Origin of the sequence: Winogradskyella litoriviva, assembly GCF_013249065.1 — a bacterium.
Taxonomy (GTDB): domain Bacteria; phylum Bacteroidota; class Bacteroidia; order Flavobacteriales; family Flavobacteriaceae; genus Winogradskyella; species Winogradskyella litoriviva.
On sequence record NZ_JABRWQ010000002.1, the window covers coordinates 174,061 to 195,459 of the forward strand.

Consider the following 21,399-nt stretch of genomic DNA (forward strand, 5'->3'; position numbering starts at 1 on the left):
AATATGAAAATAAAAATATTAGCACTATTATTAGTTTTAAGTAGTTCGTTATCCTTTTCTCAAACGAAATTAGCCGATAAATTTTTTGAAAATTTCGGTTATGTTAAGGCCATAGAATTATATGAAAAAGTAGTTGAAAAAGGAAAAGCTGACGCTCATGTTTTAACAAGATTAGGTGATGCTTATTATAATAATTCAAATTCTGAAAAAGCAGTTTACTGGTACGAACAAGCATTGAGTCAATATAATAATATTGAAGCAGAATACATATACAAGTACATACAGTCCCTTAGAAGTATTGGCAATTATACTGAAGCTGATGTATGGTTTAAAAAGTTAAGTGAAGCTCAAAAGGGAGATAGCCGTCTAAAGGGTTATAATCCTGATGATGTTGGTGTATTTGACAAACTAACATCCAAAAACATAGACCTTGTAGTAACACTAGAAAATTTACCTTTCAATTCTGAATTGTCAGATTTCGGTTCTTTTGTTAAAGATAGTACATTATATTTTGCTTCTTCTAGAGGTGCTAACAAGAAAGTTTATAATTGGAATAAGGAACCATTTTTAGATATATTTCAAATTGAAATCAATGAAGAGGAAAATGAAGAGGGACAACTTGTTGAAACTTATAACTCGCCATCAGAACTTAAAGGTGAAGAAATAAATACAATTTATCATGAAGCATCAGTTGCTATAACAAATGATGGAAAAACAATGTATTTTACCAGAGATAACGTAAACCATAGACAACGTTTAAAATATGATAAAGAAGGTACAACCCATTTAAAAATATTTAAAGCAAAATTAGTTGGTAAACAATGGACAAAACCAGAAGAATTACCGTTTAATGATGATGTCTTCTCTACAGGTCACCCAACATTAAGTGTAGATAATAAAACACTTTATTTTGTATCTGATCGAGAGGGAGGTATTGGACAAACTGACATTTATTCCGTAGCAATCAATGATGATGGTTCTTACGGAGAACCTGTAAACTTAGGAGATAATATAAATACAGAAGGACGAGAAATGTTTCCTTTTGTAAGCAAAGACAGTACGTTCTATTTTTCTTCAGATGGACACTTAAACTTAGGATTATTAGATGTATTTAAATCGAACATTCTAAAAGAAACTGAAGAAATAACAGCTCCAGAGAACATAGGTGCTCCATTTAATAGTGGCTATGATGACTTTGCTTATTTTGTAAATAATGAAACAAATAAAGGTTATATTTCTAGTAATAGACCTGGCGGCAAAGGTAGTGACGATATTTATAGTTTTACTATATCAAAATGTTTACAACTAATTTCAGGTATTGCTACAGAACACAGAACTGATATAATTTTAAAAGGAGTAACCGTTAAACTTATAGACGAAACTGGAAAAATAATTGAAGAAGTTGTTACAACGGAAGATGGTGCTTATAAATTTGATGTAGAATGTAACAAGACATATACCATTCTTGGAACAAAAGATGATTACCAAGATGACAAACAAACTTTTACAACAAATAACAAAGATGAAGAAGTTAATACAGTTAACTTAATATTAAAACCATTAATTCTAGAAAGTCAAATTATTATAAACCCTATATTCTTTGACTATGATAAATCTGCGATTAGGACTGATGCACAATATGAATTAGAAAACATTGTTAATGTACTGCGTAAACATAAAGAAATGATTATTAAAATTGAGTCACATACAGATAGTAGAGGTCGTGACAAATACAATTTAAAATTATCAGATAAGCGAGCTAAATCAACAGCAGATTATATTATATCTAGAGGAATTGACCCAAGTAGAATAGAAAGTGCTAGAGGTTTTGGTGAAACAAGACTTTTAAATGAATGTGGAAATGGCTCAAAATGTTCTGAAGAAGAACACCAAGTTAATAGACGATCTTATTTTTACATTGTTGATGGAGAAGAAGAAGACAAAGAATAAAAAACCCAAACTAAAATTATACTAAGAAAAGAGCAAGCTTGTAATAAGTTTGCTTTTTTGCTTTACAGAATTACACAAAACGTTATTAAGTATATCTCTACTAAAATATTTTATATTTAACGCACTATTCATTAAACTATGAACTATTTAGCTCTTTTTACCTTTACATGCATTCAAATTTCATTGTATGGGCAGACTCTAGAAGGTGAAGTTTTAGATAGTTCCAATAAAAGAGGTTTATCATACGCTAATTTAAGCATCAAAAACAAACGAATTGGTGTTTATACAGACGAAAACGGAAAATATAATTTAGACCTCTCTAAAATTTCAGAAGAAGACACTTTAATAATTTCACTTGTAGGATACCAGAAACAAAAGATAGCACTTTCTCAATTTGTTGAAGAAAAACCTTATACACTAAACTTTCAGCTAATTTCAAAAATTGAAACTTTAAAAGAAATCTTAATTCTTAGCAAAACTAAAACATACAGTAGTACTGCATTTAAAATTTCAACAGGTAACAAAAATCAAACATTTCCATTTTCTGTGCCTTACGGTAATGAAGTAGCTGTATTAATAGAAAATCCTAAAAATAAAAAGGGTAGACTTTTAGAACTTCAATTAAAATTTAAAAACATTAAAGAAGATAAATTTAAAATTTATCGAACTTATTACAGAATAGCTTTCTATAAGATTGACAGCTTAGGTTTTCCCGGAGATTTGGTTCATTTTAAAAACATTATAATTAAACCAGAAATAGATTTAAAAAATTTAAAAATTGACCTTCAAAACAAATCTATTCCATTTTCTAAGAAAGGTATTTTTGTAGCTATTGAGACCATAAAACCAGAATTTGTTAAACTAGAAAGTAAAATGTACTTAACTACACCTAATATACTATATACTCACACTAAAAATAGTATTGAATATATTCGTTTCCATGCTAATGTATGGCATAAACAAAGTAGAAAATCTCCTTTTAAAAAGAAACACTTTGCTGTACCTTATATTAAGGTAAAGGTTAATTATGAGATGGATTGACACATTAAAACAAAAAAATCCCTAATCAATAAATGTGACTAGAGATTTTTAATTCAAATTAAAATAGATAGCTTAATCTTTAATAATTTTTAATGTTTTTCCATTTTCTGTTTTTAATAAATAAACACCTTTAGACAATTCGTTAATATCTATCAGTTTATTATTTTCTAAAATACCTCGTAGAACTTCCTTTCCTAATATATTATACATTACAAAATTTTGGCTTGTTTCTAAACCAGTAACTTTAATAGTACGTTTTGCCGGATTTGGATAATATTTTAAGCTCATATTAGCTATTTCTAAATCATCGTCAATAGACAACGCATAGTTTTGCAAAGCTACAGTTGTATCTAACGGATCTTCATCCCAACAAATTCCTGCAAATAAAAGGGTGTTTTTAGGGGTAATAGCCCATTCTGATTCCACAAATGTAGAATTTGGACCACTTCCACTATTTCTTTTAACATATGAGTTAGAAAAATTCCAAGATGCATTTTCACCATTTTGGCCATCAAAACCGTAAATATCAATAACTTGATTACTGTTAGAAGAATCTACAAGTCTAACTTTATCACCACCTTCTACACTAGATAAAACTGTACCAATCGTTGTATTTTGTGGCGTTCTAACACCTGGAAAATTATCATCAAAAGCATCAATATCATTTACCACGTAAAGATACGTATCCGTATACTCTCCTACTCCAATATTATTGTTAGTTACCCAATTTGTTGCCGAGGCAAACTGAAATTGAATTTTTAAATCTGTAACATCAACGGTTCCTTCAACATATAACTCAATTACCCTTGGTGCAAGCGAACCGGTTGGACAATCACCTTCTACCATAGTTGTTATTTTTACACTTTGAGAAAAAGATGTTAGAGTAATCATTGATAAAATCAAACTATAGAGTAATTTTTTTTTCATAAATAAGGGTTTTATAATTACTGAGACTAGGGGAATATTTTAAACTAAAATTGGCACTTGTAAGCAGCTTTTATTATCTTTTAATAAACATATTGGTAAAATACCATTTACCTTCTTCATTCTGCTCTGCTGACACATCAAAATCTGTATGATCACCTTCAATATTAGCACGATGACTAGGACTATTTAACCATGCATTAACTACACCATCTGCAGAACTAAATCCATAACCTACATTTTCCGTAACTACGTTTGCACTAGCATTTGCCTGTAAAGTTTCTTTTCTAAGAAAAAAGTAATCATGAGAGACATGTGCTTCTTCAATCATATAATTAGTATGTGTTAAAGCAACTGCCTTAACTGTATCATGATTTTGAAGTGCGTTTAATCCTAAATTAATTCTATGTTCATTAATTAACTCCATAATTTCAATCTCAATTAATTTAGCTTGTGGAGTTGATGGCACTTCTATCGTAGTTATTTCATCTTCCATAGCTTCAGTAGAACAAGATGTAAAACTAAAAAGTACAATTATTGCCAGAAAAGGTAAGAGTTTTAGGGTTTTCATAGGTTAAGGTTATAAGGTTTGGGACCACTAAATTAACCTCACATACTCTTTTAAACGTTAAAGAAATGTTAAAACCGATAAACTACATGTTTTTTGTCGGATTATTTTGCGAAACATCGATGAAATGCACTATTTTAACAAAAATCAATGTAGAACAGCCGAAAAATATTATGTTTCGTCGGTGTTTTTACTTTTAAGAAAGTGTAAATATTAAACTTGAAAGAAGATTTTAAAATCTATATTATTAATGAAGAAAACAATTAATTAATAATCTGGCACTAAACAATTATGGAGATAAACGTTCAATTTTCCAATTGTAATCTTCCTGAAGTTGATAACGTATTCTGTCATGAAGTCGGTTTGGTCTGCCTTGCCAAAATTCTAATTCTATAGGTCTAATTATATAACCTCCCCAATTTTTTGGCCGTTCTATGGTCTTACCCTCATACTTGGCATCTAACTCTTTTAATTTAGCCTCAAGCTCAGCTCTATTCTTTACAACTTCACTTTGATTAGATGCTAATGCTCCTAATTGACTACCTCTAGGTCTAGATTCAAAATAACCATCACTAAGGTTTTCTGAAATTTTTTCAGCTTTACCTTTAATTATAATTTGTCGTTCCGCTGCGTGCCAAAAAAAAGATAAACATACATTTGGATTGGCTTCAATAGCTTTTCCTTTTTCACTGTTATAATTGGTATAAAAAATAAAACCTTCATGGGTATATCTTTTAAGTAATACTACTCTATTTTTAGGATATCCATCTAATCCTAAAGTAGAAATAGTCATGGCATTTGTTTCGTCTATGTTAAAATGTGTATCTACTTCTACAAACCAATCTCGAAATAACTCTAATGGGTTTTCTGGAATATTATTTAGCAATAATTCCCCTTTCTCATAAGATTTTCTGTAATTACTTAAGTCCTTTTCCATAGTTATGCGAAGTTAATTCAATATTTTGTTTCTATCAAAAAAAGCGTAGCTTTAACAACTAACCACCCTTAAAAAATTATTCCCTTAAATGCATTTTGAAAAATCCCTATTATCCAAATCACTATCTTATGAAAAATTAACTTTAGATTTTGGAACTAATTACCTATTTGAAAACTTCTTTATCATGGAAGTAAATGAAGGTGTTCATTTTAACTTTGAAAAGCTAAATGAACTATTATCAGAAATTATAGAATATTATGGTTTTCATAAAAAACTAGCCTACATTGCAAACCGAGTCAACTCTTATTCTATTGATCCCATATTGTGGTCTTATTTTGATAAGGATGACAGTTTATTAGTTGCAGCATCAATTATTACCTATAATGAATCTTCTTTTATGAATGCTAACATTGAAAAGCAATTAGCTTCAATTAGTGTTAAACGTTCGTCTAGTTTAGAAGAAGCCATTGGCTGGGTACAACGTTTGTCTGAATTAAGTTAAAACTCAAAAGACTTACCATCTTTAGCTAAAACTGTTTTATTAAATACAGTTAATGCTTCATTTTTAAACAAGCTATAATCGCTGTAACGCGTTGAGTAATGACCAAGTATTAAAGTATCTACATTGGCTTTCTGAGCTATTGTAGCTGCTTGTTTTGCTGTGCTATGTTTTGTTGTTTTACAACGTGCTTCATCTTTTTCTAAAAAAGTTGATTCGTGATAGAGAACCGTTGCGTCTTTTATTATTGGCAGCATCTCTTCATTATAAACTGTATCGCTGCAATAAGCGTAACTTTTTGGTGGTTTTGGAGCTTTAGTGACTTTTTCATTGCTAATTAAAACACCATCTTCATTGACAACATCAAAGCCTTGTTTTAATTTTCTAAAATAAGCCATATCAATATTAGCTTCTTTTACCAAATTGATATCTAATTTACGCTCGCTTTCTTTTTCTTTAAAAAGAAATCCGTTAGTATAAATTCTATGATTAAGAGGTATGGTATGTACTTCCACTTTATCATCTTCATAAATTAATTCTGATTTTTTTGAAGTCAACTCATGAAAAACAAGCGGATATTGCGTCCAGCCACCAGATAATTTCATCTGTAGCGTTATCACTTCCTTTAAGCCTTTTGGAGCATAAATATGAAGTTCTGTTTCCCTAGTCAATAAACTAAATGTATTGATTAAACCTATTAAACCAAAGTAATGGTCGCCATGGAGATGCGAAATAAAAATATGCTTAATTCTAGCAAACTTAACTTTATTCCGTCTCAGTTCTACTTGGCTACCTTCTCCACAATCAATTAAAAACACATGGTTTTTTATTTCTAAAACCTGTGATGTTGGATTTGTATTAATACGTGGTGTTGCACTATGACAACCGAGAATAGTTAATTTCATTAATTGTTTTTGTTAAGCCGAAAAGAGTGTTGTAGAACAAAATAACTAATCGTCTTTTAAAACCCTAAATCGCGTTCCATATCCTCCATCTCAATAATATCATAAGCTTCTTGGATAGTTGGTACTACTACAATTTCGTCTGGCATATTGTCTAAATCTACTTGGTCTGAAACAATAACAAAACTTTTTTTATCCGCTCTATGATTATTACTTAATCTAAGAAATTCTATAATATCTTCTAACGTTATTTTATCTAAACTAGATAATCTTACAATAAGATGGTAGTTTTTATACTTATCATAAGCCTGTTCTATATTATTTACTAAAGTTTTTACGGATGCTTTTTCTTGAGCTAATATGGTAATATTTCCATCTCTGTCTATAATCATAATCTATTGTTTTATTTTAGAAGCTAACAAATAAATTACCGCCATCCTAACAGCAACACCATTTTCTACTTGGTTTAAAATAATAGCCTGTTTAGAATCTGCTACATCACTTGTAATTTCTACACCTCTATTTATTGGTCCAGGATGCATAATCACAATCTCCTTATTTAAGCTGTCCAATAATTCTTTATTAACTCCAAATTGCTGTGTATATTCTCTCGTAGAAGGAAAATAACTAATATCCATACGTTCATTTTGTACACGCAACATATTAGCAACATCACACCATTCTAAAGCTTTTTTAAGATTAGTTTCTACTTTTACACCTAAGTCTTTTATATATTTTGGCAGTAAAGTTTTTGGTCCACATACCATAACATTAGCACCTTGTAGTTGCAACGCATAAATATTAGAGAGTGCAACTCTACTGTGCAAAATATCTCCAACAATAACAACGTTTTTTCCTTTAACACTTCCTAATTTTTCTCTAATTGAATATGAATCTAACAAAGCTTGTGTAGGATGCTCATGTGCACCATCTCCAGCATTTACAATACTTGCATTAACATGTTTTGAAAGAAATACACCTGCTCCTGGATTTGGATGACGCATTACCACCATATCCACTTTCATAGATAATATATTATTTACAGTATCTATTAAAGTTTCTCCTTTCTTAACCGAAGATTGTGATGCCGAAAAATTAATAACATCAGCAGACAATCTTTTTTCTGCTAATTCAAAAGAAAGTTTTGTTCTTGTAGAGTTTTCAAAAAACAAATTAGCAATAGTAATATCTCTAAGTGATGGTACTTTTTTAATAGGTCTATTAATTACCTCTTTAAACTGATCGGCTGTTTCAAAAATAAGGTTAATATCTTCTTTGGTAAGATATTTAATTCCTAATAAGTGATTGACACTTAATTCGCTCATTTTGTATTGCTTTTAGCTATTGGCTTACGCCTTTAGCAATTCACTTTATATATTGTAGTCTTAAACATTATTTATCTACCAAATAAACAGCATCTTCTCCCTCATTTTCAAGCCATTTTACTATTACTTTTTGATTATCTATTGCATCGACTTGTCGTCCTCTATAATTGGGTTGAATTGGTAAATGTCTACTAAATCGTCTATCAATCAAGGTCAATAATTCTATATCCTTTGGTCTTCCAAAAGATTGAATTGCGGTTAGAGCAGACCTTATGCTTCTACCTGTATATAAAACATCATCAATAAAGACAACATTTTTATCTTCTACAATAAAATCAATTATAGTGGTATTTGCTTCTAATGGTTTTTCACCTCTTCTAAAATCATCTCTAAAAAATGTGATATCTAAATGTCCGAGTTGAATATTTTTAATTTTATAGTCTTCGGTTAGAATTTTCGCTAAGCGATTGGCTAAAAATTTACCTCTTGGTTGAATACCAATTAATGCAGTTTCAGAAAAATCATCGTGATTTTCAATGAGTTGACAAGCCAATCTGTGAAGGGTTATATTGACTTCTTTAGAGCTAAGTAATACTTTTTGACTCATATAATTTCCAAACGTTGTTGGTTTACAAAGTTAGGATAAAAATATTTGTTTGCAATGGATTTTTAAGGCAAAGGCACAAAGTTATAAAGACAATATATCTGAAGTATAAAAAAAGCCTTTCATTTCTGAAAGGCTTTAGTTTATTTAAAATTCTAGGAAATTATTTCTTTCCGTCCATTTTATCTTTAAGCGCTTGTAAAGCATCGTTTGCATCACCTAAAGTTGGTTTAGCTTCTGCCGCTTGAGCTTCTGCTTTTCTTACAGCTTGCTTAACGATTTTAGCTTCTTCTTCTCTAAATACAGCAGTATGAGATGCTACAACACGTTTGAATTCTTTATTAAATTCAATGATTTTGAATTCTGCTTCTTCACCTTTACCAAGTTTAGAACCATCTTCTTTCTCTAAGTGACGTGCTGGTACAAATGCAACGATATCTTCGTTAAAGTCAATTGTTGCGCCTTTATCTACCATTTCTGTAATTGCTGCAGTATGTGTAGTACCTAAAGCAAATTCAGTTTCGTACTTATCCCAAGGGTTTTCAGTAGTTTGTTTGTGACCTAAAGATAATTTACGTCCTTCTACATCTAACTCTAATACAACTACATCTAAGTTATCACCTACGTTACAGAACTCAGATGGATGCTTAATTTTCTTAGTCCAAGATAAATCTGAGATGTAAATTAATCCATCAATACCTTCTTCTAATTCTACAAAAACACCAAAGTTTGTAAAGTTACGTACAATACCTGTGTGCTTAGAACCTACAGGATACTTAGTAGTAATATCTGTCCATGGATCTGGCGTTAATTGCTTAATACCAAGAGACATTTTTCTGTCTTCTCTATCTAAAGTTAAGATAACAGCATCGATTTCATCACCTACAGATACAAAATCTTGAGCTGAACGTAAATGTGTTGACCAAGACATTTCACTTACGTGAACTAATCCTTCTACACCTTCTTCTACTTCAACAAAAGCACCGTAATCAGCGATAACTACGACTTTACCTTTTACTTTATCTCCAACTTTTACATTTTCACCTAAAGCTTCCCAAGGGTGTTTAGATAATTGCTTAAGACCTAATTGGATTCTTGATTTGTTTTCATCAAAATCAAGGATTACAACATTTAATTTCTGATCTAACTCAACAATCTCATTTGGATGGTTGATACGAGACCAAGATAAATCTGTAATATGAACTAAACCATCTACACCACCTAAATCGATAAACACACCATAAGAAGTAATATTTTTTACAACACCTTCTAATACTTGTCCTTTTTCTAGTTGACCAATGATTTCTTTCTTTTGTTCTTCAATATCAGCTTCAATAAGTGCTTTATGAGAAACTACTATGTTTTTGAATTCGTGGTTGATTTTTACAACTTTAAATTCCATAGTTTTATTTACATACTGATCGTAATCTCTAATTGGCTTCACATCGATTTGAGAACCTGGTAAGAAAGCTTCTATACCAAATACGTCTACAATCATACCACCTTTAGTTCTGCATTTTACAAAACCATTAACGATTTCGCCAGTATCATGTGCATTGTTTACACGATCCCAAGCTTTGATTACTCTAGCTTTTCTGTGAGATAATACTAATTGACCTGTTGCATCTTCACGCACATCAATTAATACTTCAACTTTATCACCAACTGCTAAGTTAGGGTTGTAACGGAACTCATTAAGAGAAATTACACCTTCAGACTTTGCGTTAATGTCAATAATTGCATCACGATCTGTGATAGTAATTACAGTACCTTCTACAACTTGATCATCTAAAGTGTCAACGAAATTTTCAGATACTAATTTTTCAAACTCTTCTAATTTTGTGTCAGCAACTTGCTCAATTCCTTCTTCGTAATTGTGCCAATCGAACTCTTTTAAAAATTTTTCTGGGTTTGCTTGAGCTTCAGATACTACAGGAGCTTCCACTGTTACTGCTTCAGTTGCTTCAACTTCAGCTGGGTTTGTTTCTTTTTCAGACATGTGCTGAATTAAAATTTGTATTCTGTAGTTATTAGAAATAAGGCGGAAAATCTACAGAAGATATTAATTAAATTATTTTATTTCCTTTTTTATTTCTTAAATCCGCTAAAAAGGAGTGCAAAAGTATAACATTTATAAGGTTTTACAAAATATTTTTATTCAAAATATAAAGTGTTTTTTTGTGTTTCTTAAGATATTTATTTACAGCTTTTAATTTTACCAAAAGCTAAATGCAGTATCAAAAAAATATTAATTAAAAAGTGACTTATCTATTTATCTTGTTTCATATTTATAAGAATATCAAAATGATGCTCTATTGTATAAAACTTGGCACATATTTTGGTATCTTTACAATACTATTAACAATTAAAATATTATAACAATGGTTAAAGCAAAATACCAAGGCGTATTAGACTTAGGAGAAAAATTAAACATTCAGAACGGTGATGTAAGTGAAAAAGATGGTGTACTACAAGTAAAAGGTACAGCTGCTACGCAATACGAAAAAAACTTAATTTGGGATAAAATTAAAGAAGTAGGTGGTGTAGAGCCAACTGATATTATGGCAGACATTAAAGTTGCTGACGAAACTGTGTATGCAAGACATACTGTTGCTTCAGGTGAAACTTTAGGAAAAATTGCAAAGCACTATTATGGTGACGCAATGAAGTACAAAGAAATTTTTGCTGCTAATTCTGATTTACTTAAGAATCCTGATGTGATTCATCCTGATCAAGAATTAATTATTCCTAACTTATAATAGGAAAGTTAAACTATAAAAAAAGCGACTCAAAAGGTCGCTTTTTTTATTTTACGTAAATATTAGTTTTTTATTTTGAAATAATTTCTTTTGCTAATTCAATTAAACGGTTTAATTGCTCATCTATTGTCATATCAGAATTATCTATTTCTATAGCATCATCTGCTTTTACTAATGGTGAATCTTCTCTTGTAGAATCTATATGGTCTCTAGTCGTAACATTTTCTAAAACTTCATCGTAACTTAATTGATGTCCACGATCTAACAATTCTTTATAACGGCGTTTGGCTCTCGTTTCGGCTGAAGCTGTCATAAATATCTTTAATTCAGCATCAGGAAAAACAACGGTTCCTATATCTCTACCGTCCATCACAATTCCTTTATCTTTTCCCATAAGTTGTTGTTGCTCCACTAACTTTTTTCTTACTTCAGATAAAGTTGCTACAGGACTTACAAATTTTGAAACCTTAAGGGTTCTAATATCAGATTCAATATTTTTTCCGTTTAAATATACTTCAGCAAATCCCACTTCTATATTAAACTTAAATGTAATAGTGATTTCCCCTAACCTATTTATTAATTCTTCTTGTTTAAAAAAATCTTCGCCAATAAGTTCATTCTTTAATGCAAAATACGTTACAGCTCTATACATTGCACCTGTATCTACATATATATAGTTAAGGTTATTTGCTAGTTGCTTAGCTATTGTGCTTTTTCCTGTGGAAGAAAATCCATCTATGGCAATTACAATTTTTTTCATTCTTATGCTGAATTTATTTCAGTAATTAATTTATTGCAAATCTATTTGAAGTCCTAAGAAACTTGTATTTGAAGCTCCAGAATATCTTGCATGAGTATAACTAAATCGCAGTTTATTTAGTTTTATTCCTACACCAAACGACAAACCAGAAAAATTTCTTTGGTCAACAATTCTTAATTCTTCTGCTCTTCTAAAGTTATAGCCTACACGCAAATTAAAACCACCTTCTGGAAACAATTCTGCTCCTAAAATTAAATGACGTAATCCTTTACTAAAAAAACTAACTTTTTCTTCTGTTTGGTTACCATCTAAATCTGTTGTTGTTCTTGCAGGATTTGCCACTGAAATTGGCCACTTCTGTAAATTTTCTAAAGTTAAATGCCAACGCAATGGCATATTTTCTAAAGTTTGTGACATACCAAAATTAATTTCGAAAGGTAAAGGCTCATGTTGCCCTGCGTATGTAGAAAATTGAGTTCCAAAGTTTCTAATGGTTAATGCGGCATGAAAATCTAATTTTTCGTTAATATACATTACACCAAAATCTAAAGCGCCACCTACAGAATTATATTGCTCTAGTAAGGATGTTATAAACTTTGCATTTGCACCAACGTAAAAATCGGTATATGGAATTTGATAATTATAACCTAAAGATATGGCAGTTTCATTACCATTAAATGTTCCGGTTGAGTTTCCATTAAGGTCATAACCATCAAAAGAACCGTAATTAACGTAAGTAACACCAAAATGAAAGGTTTGTACATGCCTATCCCAAGTGTACGCATATGCTGCTGTACCATAACTAATTCCTCCTAAATAACTCGAGTAATTTACGGCGAGTTGATTATTCATTTGGTAATTTATTGAAGCCGGATTATATAAGGCCTCAGTAACATCATGGTCAAAATTAGTGATGATTTTTCCACCTAAAGCGGCTTGTCTAGGTGATGATACCAAATTAAGAAATTGATATGTAGATTCTCCACCTAATTGCGCAAACACAGGTAATGCCAAAAGCATAATACATAAGGTGGAAATCCTTTTTATCATAAACGATGCAAAATAACTAAATCTATCTTAAAACGCAGATATGATTTCTTTATTTTTTGATTCGAAAAATATTCTATTGTAGCTGTAATTTCTGGCCTACAGTTATGAGATTACTTGTTAATCCATTTAAACGTTTTATCTCTTCAACGGTTGTGCCATTGTTTAGTGCTATTCGGTATAAATTATCACCATCTTTAACAATATAAACCGATAGATTATTTTCTTCAAATGAAGAAGTGTCAGATTCTACAATTCTCAATTTTTGACCAATAGTAATTACATTAGAACTTAGATTATTAATTCTTTTTAATTCACTAACGCTTAAATTAAATTGATTCGCTAAACTAAACAATGTATTTCCTCTTTCTACAATATAATATTCTGAATAATTTGTTTCGGAGTAGGTATTGCTTGTGTTAGAAACTGAATGTGTTACTGCATCAAAATTATTAACTCTAAGTCTTTGTCCTTTGTTAATAAGCGTTGTTTCGAGATTATTCGCCTTTTTTAATTCGGTTAATGACACATTATATTTCTTAGACACGTCTAATAAAGTCTCACCTTCTTTTACGATATAAAAATCGGAATCTGAAACATAGCTAACATCACCATTATAAGAATGATTATGTTTGTTTGAATCGTCAGCAGTATGTGTTGTTTCCGATGAAATTTTAACAACTTTATCCTTTGGGTTTACCAATTTAACTTCACCTGTTGCGACATTTAATTTAGCCGGTTTTCCATCCAAAAAAACATCTTTATATTCTACGGTTTCTTGCGCAATTGCAGAAAAACATGTTAATCCGAGGGCAAAAATGGATATAATTAATCTATAACTTCTTTGCATTTTTTACTTTTTGCTTAGTAAGAGCAAGTTTTAAAACATCGCTCATATCTGTTACATAATGAAAGGTTAAACCTTTTAGATATTCAGGTTTTATTTCTTCAATATCTCTTCTATTATCTTCGCAGAGTAAAATTTCTTTAATACGAGCGCGCTTTGCTGCTAATATTTTTTCTTTTATACCACCTACTGGTAATACTTTACCTCGTAAAGTAATTTCACCTGTCATGGCTAAGCTCTTTTTAACTTTGCGTTGTGTAAACAAAGATACTAAAGATGTTAACATGGTAACACCTGCACTTGGTCCATCTTTTGGAGTTGCACCTTCTGGCACGTGAATATGAACGTTATATTTATGAAATATTTCTGGGTTAATACCAAATTCATCTGCATTAGCCTTAATATACTCCATGGCAATAGTGGCAGATTCTCTCATTACTTTACCTAAATTACCTGTAATTGACAAAGTACCTTTTCCTTTAGATAAGATAGACTCAATAAACAGAATATCACCTCCTACACTAGTCCAAGCTAAACCAGTTACAACACCTGCAACATCATTGTTTTCGTATTTATCGCGTTCTAGTCTTGGGCTTCCTAAAATTTCAATAATATCGTCATTGCTAATTTTAATATTGTATTCTTCTTCCATTGCAATATTCTTGGCAGCATAGCGCACCATTTTTGCAATTTGTTTTTCTAAACCTCTTACACCAGACTCGCGTGTGTAACCTTCAACTATTTTTTCTAATTGAGGTTTCGCAATTTTTAATGCTTTATCATCTAAACCATGTTCTTTTAATTGCTTAGGTAATAAGTGTCTTTTTGCAATTTCTACTTTTTCTTCTATTGTATAGCCTGTTACATTAATAATTTCCATACGATCTCTCAAAGCAGGCTGAATAGTATTTAAACTATTAGATGTTGCAATAAACATTACTTTAGATAAATCATATCCCATTTCTAGGAAATTATCGTAAAATTCATTGTTTTGCTCAGGATCTAACACTTCTAACATTGCAGAAGATGGATCACCTTGGTGACCTGCAGATAGCTTGTCTATTTCATCTAAAACAAAAACAGGATTTGATGTCTGAGCCTTCTTTAAACTCTGTATTATACGTCCTGGCATTGCACCAATATATGTTTTTCTGTGACCTCTAATTTCAGCTTCATCGCGTAAGCCACCTAAAGAGATACGCACATATTCTCTACCTAAAGCCTCTGCAATAGATTTTCCTAAAGAGGTTTTACCAACACCTGGAGGTCCATACAAACAAAGAATCGGCGACTTCATGTCGTTTCTAAGTTTTAAAACCGCTAAATACTCTATAATTCTTTTCTTTACATCTTCTAAACCAAAATGGTCACGGTCTAAAATTTTCTGAGCACGCTTAAGATCAAACTTATCTTTACTAAACTCATTCCATGGTAAATCTAAAAATAAATCTAAATAATTACGCTGAATAGAATACTCGGCAACCTGAGGATTCATACGTTGCATTTTGGCCAATTCCTTTTCAAAATGTTCTTTAACTTTCTTATCCCATTTCTTTTCTTTGGCACGTGCTTTCATATCTTCAATCTCCTCTCCAGAAGATACACCTCCACCCAATTCTTCTTGAATGGTTTTCATTTGTTGGTGTAAGAAATACTCGCGCTGTTGCTGATTCATATCACTTTGAACCTTACTCTGAATATCATTTTTAAGCTCTAGTTTTTGGAATTCTAGATTCATAAACTTCAAAGTTTGAAGCGCTCGTTCTTTTAAATCATTAATCTTTAATAATTCTTGCTTCTCCTCTACTGTAAGATTCATGTTAGAAGACACAAAATTCACCAAAAACGAATCACTTTCAATATTCTTTATAGCAAAACTTGCTTCAGATGGAATGTTTGGACTTTCTTTTATAATATCTAAAGACAAATCTTTTATAGCTTCTATAATAGCCCTAAATTCTTCATTCTCTGCCGCAGGTTTTGCCTCAGGAATATCAGAAATTGTTGCCGTTAAATAAGGTTTTTCTGCAATGACCTGATTAATAGCAAAGCGTTTTTTACCTTGAATTATAACAGTAGTGTTACCATCTGGCATTTTAAGCACTTTTAATATTCTCGCAACAGTACCCGTTTTGTATATATCCTTTGCAGTTGGGTTTTCTACTTTTTCATCTTTTTGAGAAACTACACCAATAACTTTTCCGCCTTTGTTGGCATCATTGATTAGTTTAATAGAAGCATCTCGTCCTGCAGTAATAGGAATTACAACACCAGGAAATAAAACCGTATTTCTTAAAGGCAAAATCGGTAAAGATTCTGGTAAAGATTCGTTATTAATTAATTCTTCATCTTCAGGTGTCATTAATGGAATTAATTCTGAATTCTCATCGAAATCCTGAAATGACAGATTGTCTAGATTTAAAAATTTGGATTTTTTCATATATATTATTTAGCCATTCTGTCAGAAACACTTGCAGAACAACATTTTTTTAAATGTATTAAAATTTAACTTTATACTGAATATCAAATAGTTATAAGATATTCAAAGTTATTCACACTATAGTAATTTCAATTGTTATGCCATTACCTTTATCACAGAATAAAACTTTTTTCAAATAAACTGTAACACTTCAAAAAAGACGTCATCTATAAGTAAAAGCAATTGTTTTTTGACATCAACCAATCAAAATATCGAACAGTTATTAATCCTTTGTCAATCTGGTAACCAACGTGCACAGTTGGAAATTTACAACAGATACAACAAAGCGATGTATAACACAGCCATAAGAATTGTTAAAGATTCTTTTAAAGCTGAGGACATTATGCAAGAGTCTTTTTTAACGGCTTTTACAAAATTGAAGTCCTTAGAAGACACCAACATGTTTGGTGCATGGTTAAAACGTATTGTAATAAACAATAGTATTGGCTATTACAATAAAACAGTAAAACAAAATGAAGTGCCATTAGACAACGTAATTTACAAAGTTGAAGATGATTGTGGTATTGTTGAACCAGACCAAAATAATGAGAAAGTGAAACAAATTTTAAACGTTATGAAAACTTTAAAACCTAATTACAGTTTAAGCCTAACACTACATTTAATAGAAGGTTACGATTATGAAGAAATCTGCGAGATTATGAATATCTCTTATGCCAATTGCAGAACTTTAATATCGAGAGCAAAAGAAAGTTTAAGAAAAAAATTAGTACTAAAAGCATCTTAGTTTAATTATGGAAAACGATAATTTAGATAGTTTATTTGATGATTTAAAGGGTCAATTTGATATTGTAACACCTCAAACCAATCATGAACAGCGATTTTTAGATAAATTAAAATCTAATGATATAGCTTTAACAGAAGTTAAAAAATCTTCTGGTTTTAACTGGAAACCTTTTTTAGCCATTGCAGCTTCCATAATTATATGTTTAGGTCTTTTTACCACGTTACAGAATCAACCTGAAGATTTAGATTTAGCAAGTGTATCTCCAGAAATGTCTGAAACACAAGACTTTTTTACAGTTACGATTGAAAACGAATTAAAAAAACTAAACAAAGAACGCTCACCTTTAACTGAGCAGATTATTAGTGATGCTTTAGCACAAATTAAACTTTTAGAAAACGATTATCAAAAATTAAAAACAGATTTAACCGAAAGCGGAAAAAACCAACGTGTTATATATGCGATGATTTCTAACTTTCAAAACCGAATAGATATTTTAAATACTGTGTTAGAACAGATTGAAGTAATTAAAGAACTTAAAACAAATACAAATGAACCTAAAAATACATTATAAAATTGCCTTTTTACTTTTACTCTTACCGAGTATTGTATTAGGAAATTCTTTTGAAGACCTCAAGAAATCTTCGAAAGAACGTAGCATAAAAAAGACTTTTAACGTCTCTTCTAATGCCACACTAAAAGTGGATAATAGTTTTGGAAGTGTAGATGTTATTACATGGGAAGAAAATCGCATTGATTTTGATATTCTTATTAAAGTTACAGGTAATAATACCGAAAAAGTAGAAGAAAAACTAAAAGGAATTAATATAGAATTTTCCTCTAGTAACGACATGGTCTCTGCCATAACAAACATTAGTAAAAACAAAAGCAGTTGGTGGAATTGGGGAAAAAACATGAGCCTTCAGATAGAGATTAACTACGTTATTAAAATGCCTATTTCTGGCAATGTTGATTTATCTCAAGATTACGGCTCTATAAACTTAGACCGTTTAAATGGTGCTAGTAAAATTAGTTGCGATTATGGGAAAATAACCACTAAAGAACTCATGTCTACTAATAACGATATTAGATTTGACTATAGTTCTAACTGTTATTTTGAATATATTAAAGGAGGGAAAATCACAGCAGATTACAGTGGATTTACTGTAGCAAAAACAAAAGATTTAATGATAAAAGCAGACTACACAAAATCTATTGTAGAAGTTGCTGAGCATGTAACATACAATTGCGATTATGGATCTTTAAAGGTAGATAACGTAAACAATTTTGAAGGCAAAGGCGATTACCTAACTTTAAGATTAGGCAATGTTTATAAAAATGTAAGACTAAATGCTAGTTATGGCTCTATAAAAATTGATCGTATGGCTTCTAAAGCTGGCAATATAGATATTACTGCAGATTTTACAGGCATTACCATTGGGCATGATGCAGACTATAAATTCAATTTTAATATAGATTTAGAATATGCATCTTTAAGAGAATCTGATGGTTTTAATTTTACCAATAAAGAAGTAGATCATACAGAGAAAAAATACAGCGGATACTATGGCACTAATAATTCTAACAACCTTGTGAAAATAAATTCTGACTATGGAAGTGTCACTTTTAAAAAGAATTAAATTTAGTTAAAAATATCATCAATTATAAATCAATCTAAAAACGAACAATTATGAAACTATTACAATCAATCACAGTTATTGCCATATTATTAAGCACAAGTTTATCTCATGCACAATGGGGAAAATGGAAAAAAATTAAAGGTAGCGGAAACATTACTACAGAAACATTTTCTACCTCATCTTATGATGGCGTAAAAACTGCTGGATCTATGGACTTTAATTTAGTACCAGGCAAAGAAGGCAACATAACCGTTAAAGGTGATGAAAACCTTATGGAATATATTGTTGTAGAAGTTAAAAACAACACTTTATCTGTACGAGTTAAAGATGGCTATAATCTAAAGCCAAGCAAAACTATAATTGTTACTATACCTTATAAATCTATAAATTCTGTTTCTCTAGCAGGTTCTGGAGATGTTAAAAATTCAGGTACCATTAAAGCCGATAAATTTAAGGTATCTTTAGCAGGTTCTGGAGATATTGAATTAAACATAGATTCTGAAGAAACAGAAAGTAATATTGCTGGTTCTGGAGATATTAAATTAGAAGGAAGTACCACAGAATTAACGGTAAAAGTAGCAGGTTCTGGAGATTTTGAAGGTGATGATTTAGACAGCACTAATGTTACTGCTAAGGTAACAGGTTCTGGCAGTGCTGATGTGGTTTGCAATGGCGAACTAGTTGTGAGGATTACAGGATCTGGTGATGTTAACTACTCCGGAAAACCGACAAACAAAGACACTAAAATTACAGGCTCTGGTAGCGTAAGTAACTAAACTGATATAAATTTAAAAAAAGGATGAGCTTTGCTTGTCCTTTTTTTTTACTTAGTCCCTGTTTGAAAATCAGCTTTCCATTTTCCCCAATCATCAAGGAAGTAATTAAGTATTATTGGATTATCTAAAGTGTTTAATTTTGTTTCTGCAATTTTTATATCTTGAGGAAACACAAAGGTTTGCTCAACTTGATTTGGATTTAAATATTTTAAATCTTTTGGTAAACTTTTAATATCAATTTCCCTAATGTTATTACCATTTCTGGCAATAATAAATCCCCAATCTCCAAACGAAGGAATGTAAGTATGATAAGGCTCTACAGTTTCAAAAACAGATTTTAATGTATTATTAATACAACTAAAAACCGTATTTGAGAAGTAAATTTCGCCAGACTGAGTTACAAAAACACCATCCTTTTTTAAGTTTCGCTTTGCCATTAAAAAAAACTGTTTGCTATATAATCTCGCAATAGCTTGGTTAGTTGGGTCTGGTAAATCTGCTATAATAATATCATACTGCTCATTATTATTAAACAAAAATGTAAAGGCATCTTCTGCTATTAAATTCACCTTAGCATTTAATGCCGCATTTTTATTAATTTCTTTTAGATATCGATTTTCTTTTGCCAGATGAAACATAGTACTATCAATATCTACAACATCTATTTGCTGCACCTTATTATTTTTTAGCACCTCTCTACTTGCCAAATTTTCACCACCACCAAGAATTAAAACGCGCTGTGGGTTAGAATGCATTGCTAAAGGCACATGGACTAAAGACTCGTGATAACGATATTCATCAGCAGACGAAAACTGAATCACACGATTTAAGTACAACCTTACATCATCACTATTCTTAGTCATTACAATTTTTTGGTAAGGCGTTTGTTCATTTAAAACAATAGGGCGTTTATAAATTTTCTGATCCCAGATTTCTAAAAATCGTCCTCCAAATACTACTAATACTAATAAAACAGCAATAACAAGAAATCCATAAATACTATTTTGTTTTTTGTCTTTTAGAATTGAATAATTCAAAATAATTCCCAATAAAATATTGACAATACCAAAAATTAAAGACGAATAATACAACCCAACAAATGGAAGAATAATAAACGGAAATATTAGTGTAGCAATTAATCCACCAATATAATCTAGTGACAAAATATTAGACAAATTGTTTTTTATATTACTATCCTCTAAAGCAAAAGTTAATAAAGGCACTTCCATACCTGTAAGCAAACCAATTATAAAAATTATTGCCAAACAACTTATCTGTAAAACGGTTGGTGAGACATACACAAAAAGCATGTATAAAAGGGGTACTGAAATCCCACCAATAAACCCTAAAAGATACTCAACATTAATAAAAAAAATGAGTGGTTTGTGTTTTAGAAATTTAGTTAAAAATGCGCCTATTCCCATTGAAAATAAGTAAACACCAATAATAATTGAAAACTGTCTAACACCATCACCAAGAAAATAAGTCGCTGTAGTACTAATCAATAATTCATAGATAATAGAACATAATCCTGCAATAAATACAGCAAAAGGAATAATGGCTTTTTTTTTCATAAAAATTTAACTATGTTTGAGGTAT

21 protein-coding genes are annotated in these 21,399 nt (G+C 30.7%); 8 read left to right on the forward strand and 13 right to left on the reverse strand.

Features of this window, described 5'->3' with window-relative positions; all coding sequences use genetic code 11:
- Window positions 1–3: 3 nt before the first annotated feature.
- Entirely contained in the window at window positions 4–1,950 is a 1,947-nt protein-coding gene (locus tag HNV10_RS04700; RefSeq protein ID WP_173300198.1) for an OmpA family protein, read from the forward strand.
- 138 nt (window positions 1,951–2,088) lie between these two features.
- Window positions 2,089–2,991, forward strand: coding sequence for a carboxypeptidase-like regulatory domain-containing protein (locus tag HNV10_RS04705; protein WP_173300199.1), 903 nt, complete (start codon window positions 2,089–2,091; stop codon window positions 2,989–2,991).
- A 72-nt stretch (window positions 2,992–3,063) separates the two neighbouring features.
- Here the strand turns inward: HNV10_RS04705 and HNV10_RS04710 are convergent, their stop codons facing one another.
- The 3 genes from HNV10_RS04710 to pdxH form a co-directional block, all read right to left on the reverse strand.
- The gene (locus HNV10_RS04710) at window positions 3,064–3,918 is read right to left on the reverse strand and encodes a T9SS type A sorting domain-containing protein (RefSeq protein WP_173300200.1); all 855 of its coding nucleotides are present in this window, start codon (window positions 3,916–3,918) and stop codon (window positions 3,064–3,066) included.
- 73 nt (window positions 3,919–3,991) lie between these two features.
- Window positions 3,992–4,486, reverse strand: coding sequence for a CAP domain-containing protein (locus HNV10_RS04715; RefSeq protein WP_173300201.1), 495 nt, complete (start codon window positions 4,484–4,486; stop codon window positions 3,992–3,994).
- 286 nt (window positions 4,487–4,772) lie between these two features.
- The gene (gene pdxH / locus HNV10_RS04720) at window positions 4,773–5,420 is read right to left on the reverse strand and encodes a pyridoxamine 5'-phosphate oxidase (RefSeq protein ID WP_173300202.1); all 648 of its coding nucleotides are present in this window, start codon (window positions 5,418–5,420) and stop codon (window positions 4,773–4,775) included.
- 88 nt (window positions 5,421–5,508) lie between these two features.
- Here pdxH and HNV10_RS04725 point away from each other — a divergent pair, with 88 nt between their 5' ends.
- Window positions 5,509–5,922, forward strand: coding sequence for a hypothetical protein (locus tag HNV10_RS04725; protein WP_173300203.1), 414 nt, complete (start codon window positions 5,509–5,511; stop codon window positions 5,920–5,922).
- On the opposite strand, the gene HNV10_RS04730 is transcribed toward HNV10_RS04725, so the two are convergent.
- From HNV10_RS04730 to rpsA, 5 genes are all read right to left on the reverse strand, one after another.
- The gene (locus HNV10_RS04730; RefSeq protein WP_173300204.1) at window positions 5,919–6,824 is read right to left on the reverse strand and encodes a ribonuclease Z; all 906 of its coding nucleotides are present in this window, start codon (window positions 6,822–6,824) and stop codon (window positions 5,919–5,921) included. The two genes, HNV10_RS04725 and HNV10_RS04730, sit on opposite strands and share 4 nt — an antisense overlap.
- A 56-nt stretch (window positions 6,825–6,880) precedes the next feature.
- A complete protein-coding gene (locus HNV10_RS04735; RefSeq protein WP_173300205.1) occupies window positions 6,881–7,213 on the reverse strand; it encodes a ribonuclease Z in 333 nt (110 codons plus the stop codon).
- Between the two features lie 3 nt (window positions 7,214–7,216).
- A complete protein-coding gene (locus HNV10_RS04740) occupies window positions 7,217–8,146 on the reverse strand; it encodes an aspartate carbamoyltransferase catalytic subunit (RefSeq protein ID WP_173300206.1) in 930 nt (309 codons plus the stop codon).
- A 67-nt stretch (window positions 8,147–8,213) separates the two neighbouring features.
- Window positions 8,214–8,753: a bifunctional pyr operon transcriptional regulator/uracil phosphoribosyltransferase PyrR gene (gene pyrR, locus HNV10_RS04745; protein WP_173300207.1), complete on the reverse strand. Its 540-nt coding sequence runs from the start codon at window positions 8,751–8,753 to the stop codon at window positions 8,214–8,216.
- Between the two features lie 160 nt (window positions 8,754–8,913).
- Window positions 8,914–10,749, reverse strand: coding sequence for a 30S ribosomal protein S1 (rpsA, locus tag HNV10_RS04750; RefSeq protein WP_173300208.1), 1,836 nt, complete (start codon window positions 10,747–10,749; stop codon window positions 8,914–8,916).
- Window positions 10,750–11,131: 382 nt separating this feature from the next.
- On the opposite strand from rpsA, the gene HNV10_RS04755 reads away from it, so the two are divergent.
- The gene (locus HNV10_RS04755) at window positions 11,132–11,509 is read left to right on the forward strand and encodes a LysM peptidoglycan-binding domain-containing protein (protein WP_173300209.1); all 378 of its coding nucleotides are present in this window, start codon (window positions 11,132–11,134) and stop codon (window positions 11,507–11,509) included.
- Between the two features lie 70 nt (window positions 11,510–11,579).
- Here HNV10_RS04755 and cmk read toward each other — a convergent pair whose 3' ends face one another.
- The 4 genes from cmk to lon form a co-directional block, all read right to left on the reverse strand.
- A complete protein-coding gene (gene cmk / locus HNV10_RS04760; protein WP_173300210.1) occupies window positions 11,580–12,269 on the reverse strand; it encodes a (d)CMP kinase in 690 nt (229 codons plus the stop codon).
- A gap of 30 nt (window positions 12,270–12,299) precedes the next feature.
- The gene (porQ, locus tag HNV10_RS04765; protein WP_173300211.1) at window positions 12,300–13,319 is read right to left on the reverse strand and encodes a type IX secretion system protein PorQ; all 1,020 of its coding nucleotides are present in this window, start codon (window positions 13,317–13,319) and stop codon (window positions 12,300–12,302) included.
- 73 nt (window positions 13,320–13,392) lie between these two features.
- Entirely contained in the window at window positions 13,393–14,166 is a 774-nt protein-coding gene (locus HNV10_RS04770; RefSeq protein ID WP_173300212.1) for a LysM peptidoglycan-binding domain-containing protein, read from the reverse strand.
- Window positions 14,150–16,603: an endopeptidase La gene (gene lon / locus HNV10_RS04775; protein ID WP_173300213.1), complete on the reverse strand. Its 2,454-nt coding sequence runs from the start codon at window positions 16,601–16,603 to the stop codon at window positions 14,150–14,152. Before lon ends, HNV10_RS04770 begins: the two co-directional genes overlap by 17 nt.
- A gap of 229 nt (window positions 16,604–16,832) precedes the next feature.
- Here lon and HNV10_RS04780 point away from each other — a divergent pair, with 229 nt between their 5' ends.
- The 4 genes from HNV10_RS04780 to HNV10_RS04795 are packed head-to-tail and all read left to right on the forward strand — an operon-like array spanning window position 16,833 to window position 19,800.
- Complete coding sequence (locus HNV10_RS04780) at window positions 16,833–17,387, forward strand: RNA polymerase sigma factor (protein WP_173300214.1); 555 nt, start codon at window positions 16,833–16,835, stop codon at window positions 17,385–17,387.
- 7 nt (window positions 17,388–17,394) lie between these two features.
- Window positions 17,395–17,958: a hypothetical protein gene (locus tag HNV10_RS04785; protein WP_173300215.1), complete on the forward strand. Its 564-nt coding sequence runs from the start codon at window positions 17,395–17,397 to the stop codon at window positions 17,956–17,958.
- Window positions 17,936–19,024, forward strand: coding sequence for a hypothetical protein (locus tag HNV10_RS04790; RefSeq protein WP_173300216.1), 1,089 nt, complete (start codon window positions 17,936–17,938; stop codon window positions 19,022–19,024). The genes HNV10_RS04785 and HNV10_RS04790 overlap by 23 nt, the downstream gene beginning before the upstream one ends.
- A 50-nt stretch (window positions 19,025–19,074) precedes the next feature.
- Entirely contained in the window at window positions 19,075–19,800 is a 726-nt protein-coding gene (locus HNV10_RS04795) for a head GIN domain-containing protein (RefSeq protein WP_173300217.1), read from the forward strand.
- Between the two features lie 47 nt (window positions 19,801–19,847).
- Here the strand turns inward: HNV10_RS04795 and HNV10_RS04800 are convergent, their stop codons facing one another.
- The gene (locus HNV10_RS04800) at window positions 19,848–21,374 is read right to left on the reverse strand and encodes a polyamine aminopropyltransferase (protein ID WP_173300218.1); all 1,527 of its coding nucleotides are present in this window, start codon (window positions 21,372–21,374) and stop codon (window positions 19,848–19,850) included.
- Between the last annotated feature and the right edge of the window lie 25 nt (window positions 21,375–21,399).

Excerpts from the sequence above, each read along its gene's own strand:
- HNV10_RS04790 (WP_173300216.1), top strand. The coding sequence starts at position 17,936 with ATGAACCTAAAAATACATTATAAAATTGCCTTTTTACTTTTACTCTTA.
- HNV10_RS04795 (WP_173300217.1), top strand. The coding sequence starts at position 19,075 with ATGAAACTATTACAATCAATCACAGTTATTGCCATATTATTAAGCACA.
- HNV10_RS04705 (WP_173300199.1), top strand. The coding sequence starts at position 2,089 with ATGAACTATTTAGCTCTTTTTACCTTTACATGCATTCAAATTTCATTG.
- HNV10_RS04725 (WP_173300203.1), top strand. The coding sequence starts at position 5,509 with ATGCATTTTGAAAAATCCCTATTATCCAAATCACTATCTTATGAAAAA.
- pdxH (WP_173300202.1), bottom strand. The coding sequence starts at position 5,420 with ATGGAAAAGGACTTAAGTAATTACAGAAAATCTTATGAGAAAGGGGAA.
- HNV10_RS04715 (WP_173300201.1), bottom strand. The coding sequence starts at position 4,486 with ATGAAAACCCTAAAACTCTTACCTTTTCTGGCAATAATTGTACTTTTT.
- HNV10_RS04735 (WP_173300205.1), bottom strand. The coding sequence starts at position 7,213 with ATGATTATAGACAGAGATGGAAATATTACCATATTAGCTCAAGAAAAA.
- HNV10_RS04730 (WP_173300204.1), bottom strand. The coding sequence starts at position 6,824 with ATGAAATTAACTATTCTCGGTTGTCATAGTGCAACACCACGTATTAAT.
- HNV10_RS04800 (WP_173300218.1), bottom strand. The coding sequence starts at position 21,374 with ATGAAAAAAAAAGCCATTATTCCTTTTGCTGTATTTATTGCAGGATTA.
- pyrR (WP_173300207.1), bottom strand. The coding sequence starts at position 8,753 with ATGAGTCAAAAAGTATTACTTAGCTCTAAAGAAGTCAATATAACCCTT.
- cmk (WP_173300210.1), bottom strand. The coding sequence starts at position 12,269 with ATGAAAAAAATTGTAATTGCCATAGATGGATTTTCTTCCACAGGAAAA.
- lon (WP_173300213.1), bottom strand. The coding sequence starts at position 16,603 with ATGAAAAAATCCAAATTTTTAAATCTAGACAATCTGTCATTTCAGGAT.
- HNV10_RS04740 (WP_173300206.1), bottom strand. The coding sequence starts at position 8,146 with ATGAGCGAATTAAGTGTCAATCACTTATTAGGAATTAAATATCTTACC.
- HNV10_RS04700 (WP_173300198.1), top strand. The coding sequence starts at position 4 with ATGAAAATAAAAATATTAGCACTATTATTAGTTTTAAGTAGTTCGTTA.
- HNV10_RS04755 (WP_173300209.1), top strand. The coding sequence starts at position 11,132 with ATGGTTAAAGCAAAATACCAAGGCGTATTAGACTTAGGAGAAAAATTA.
- HNV10_RS04770 (WP_173300212.1), bottom strand. The coding sequence starts at position 14,166 with ATGCAAAGAAGTTATAGATTAATTATATCCATTTTTGCCCTCGGATTA.
- porQ (WP_173300211.1), bottom strand. The coding sequence starts at position 13,319 with ATGATAAAAAGGATTTCCACCTTATGTATTATGCTTTTGGCATTACCT.
- rpsA (WP_173300208.1), bottom strand. The coding sequence starts at position 10,749 with ATGTCTGAAAAAGAAACAAACCCAGCTGAAGTTGAAGCAACTGAAGCA.
- HNV10_RS04710 (WP_173300200.1), bottom strand. The coding sequence starts at position 3,918 with ATGAAAAAAAAATTACTCTATAGTTTGATTTTATCAATGATTACTCTA.
- HNV10_RS04785 (WP_173300215.1), top strand. The coding sequence starts at position 17,395 with ATGGAAAACGATAATTTAGATAGTTTATTTGATGATTTAAAGGGTCAA.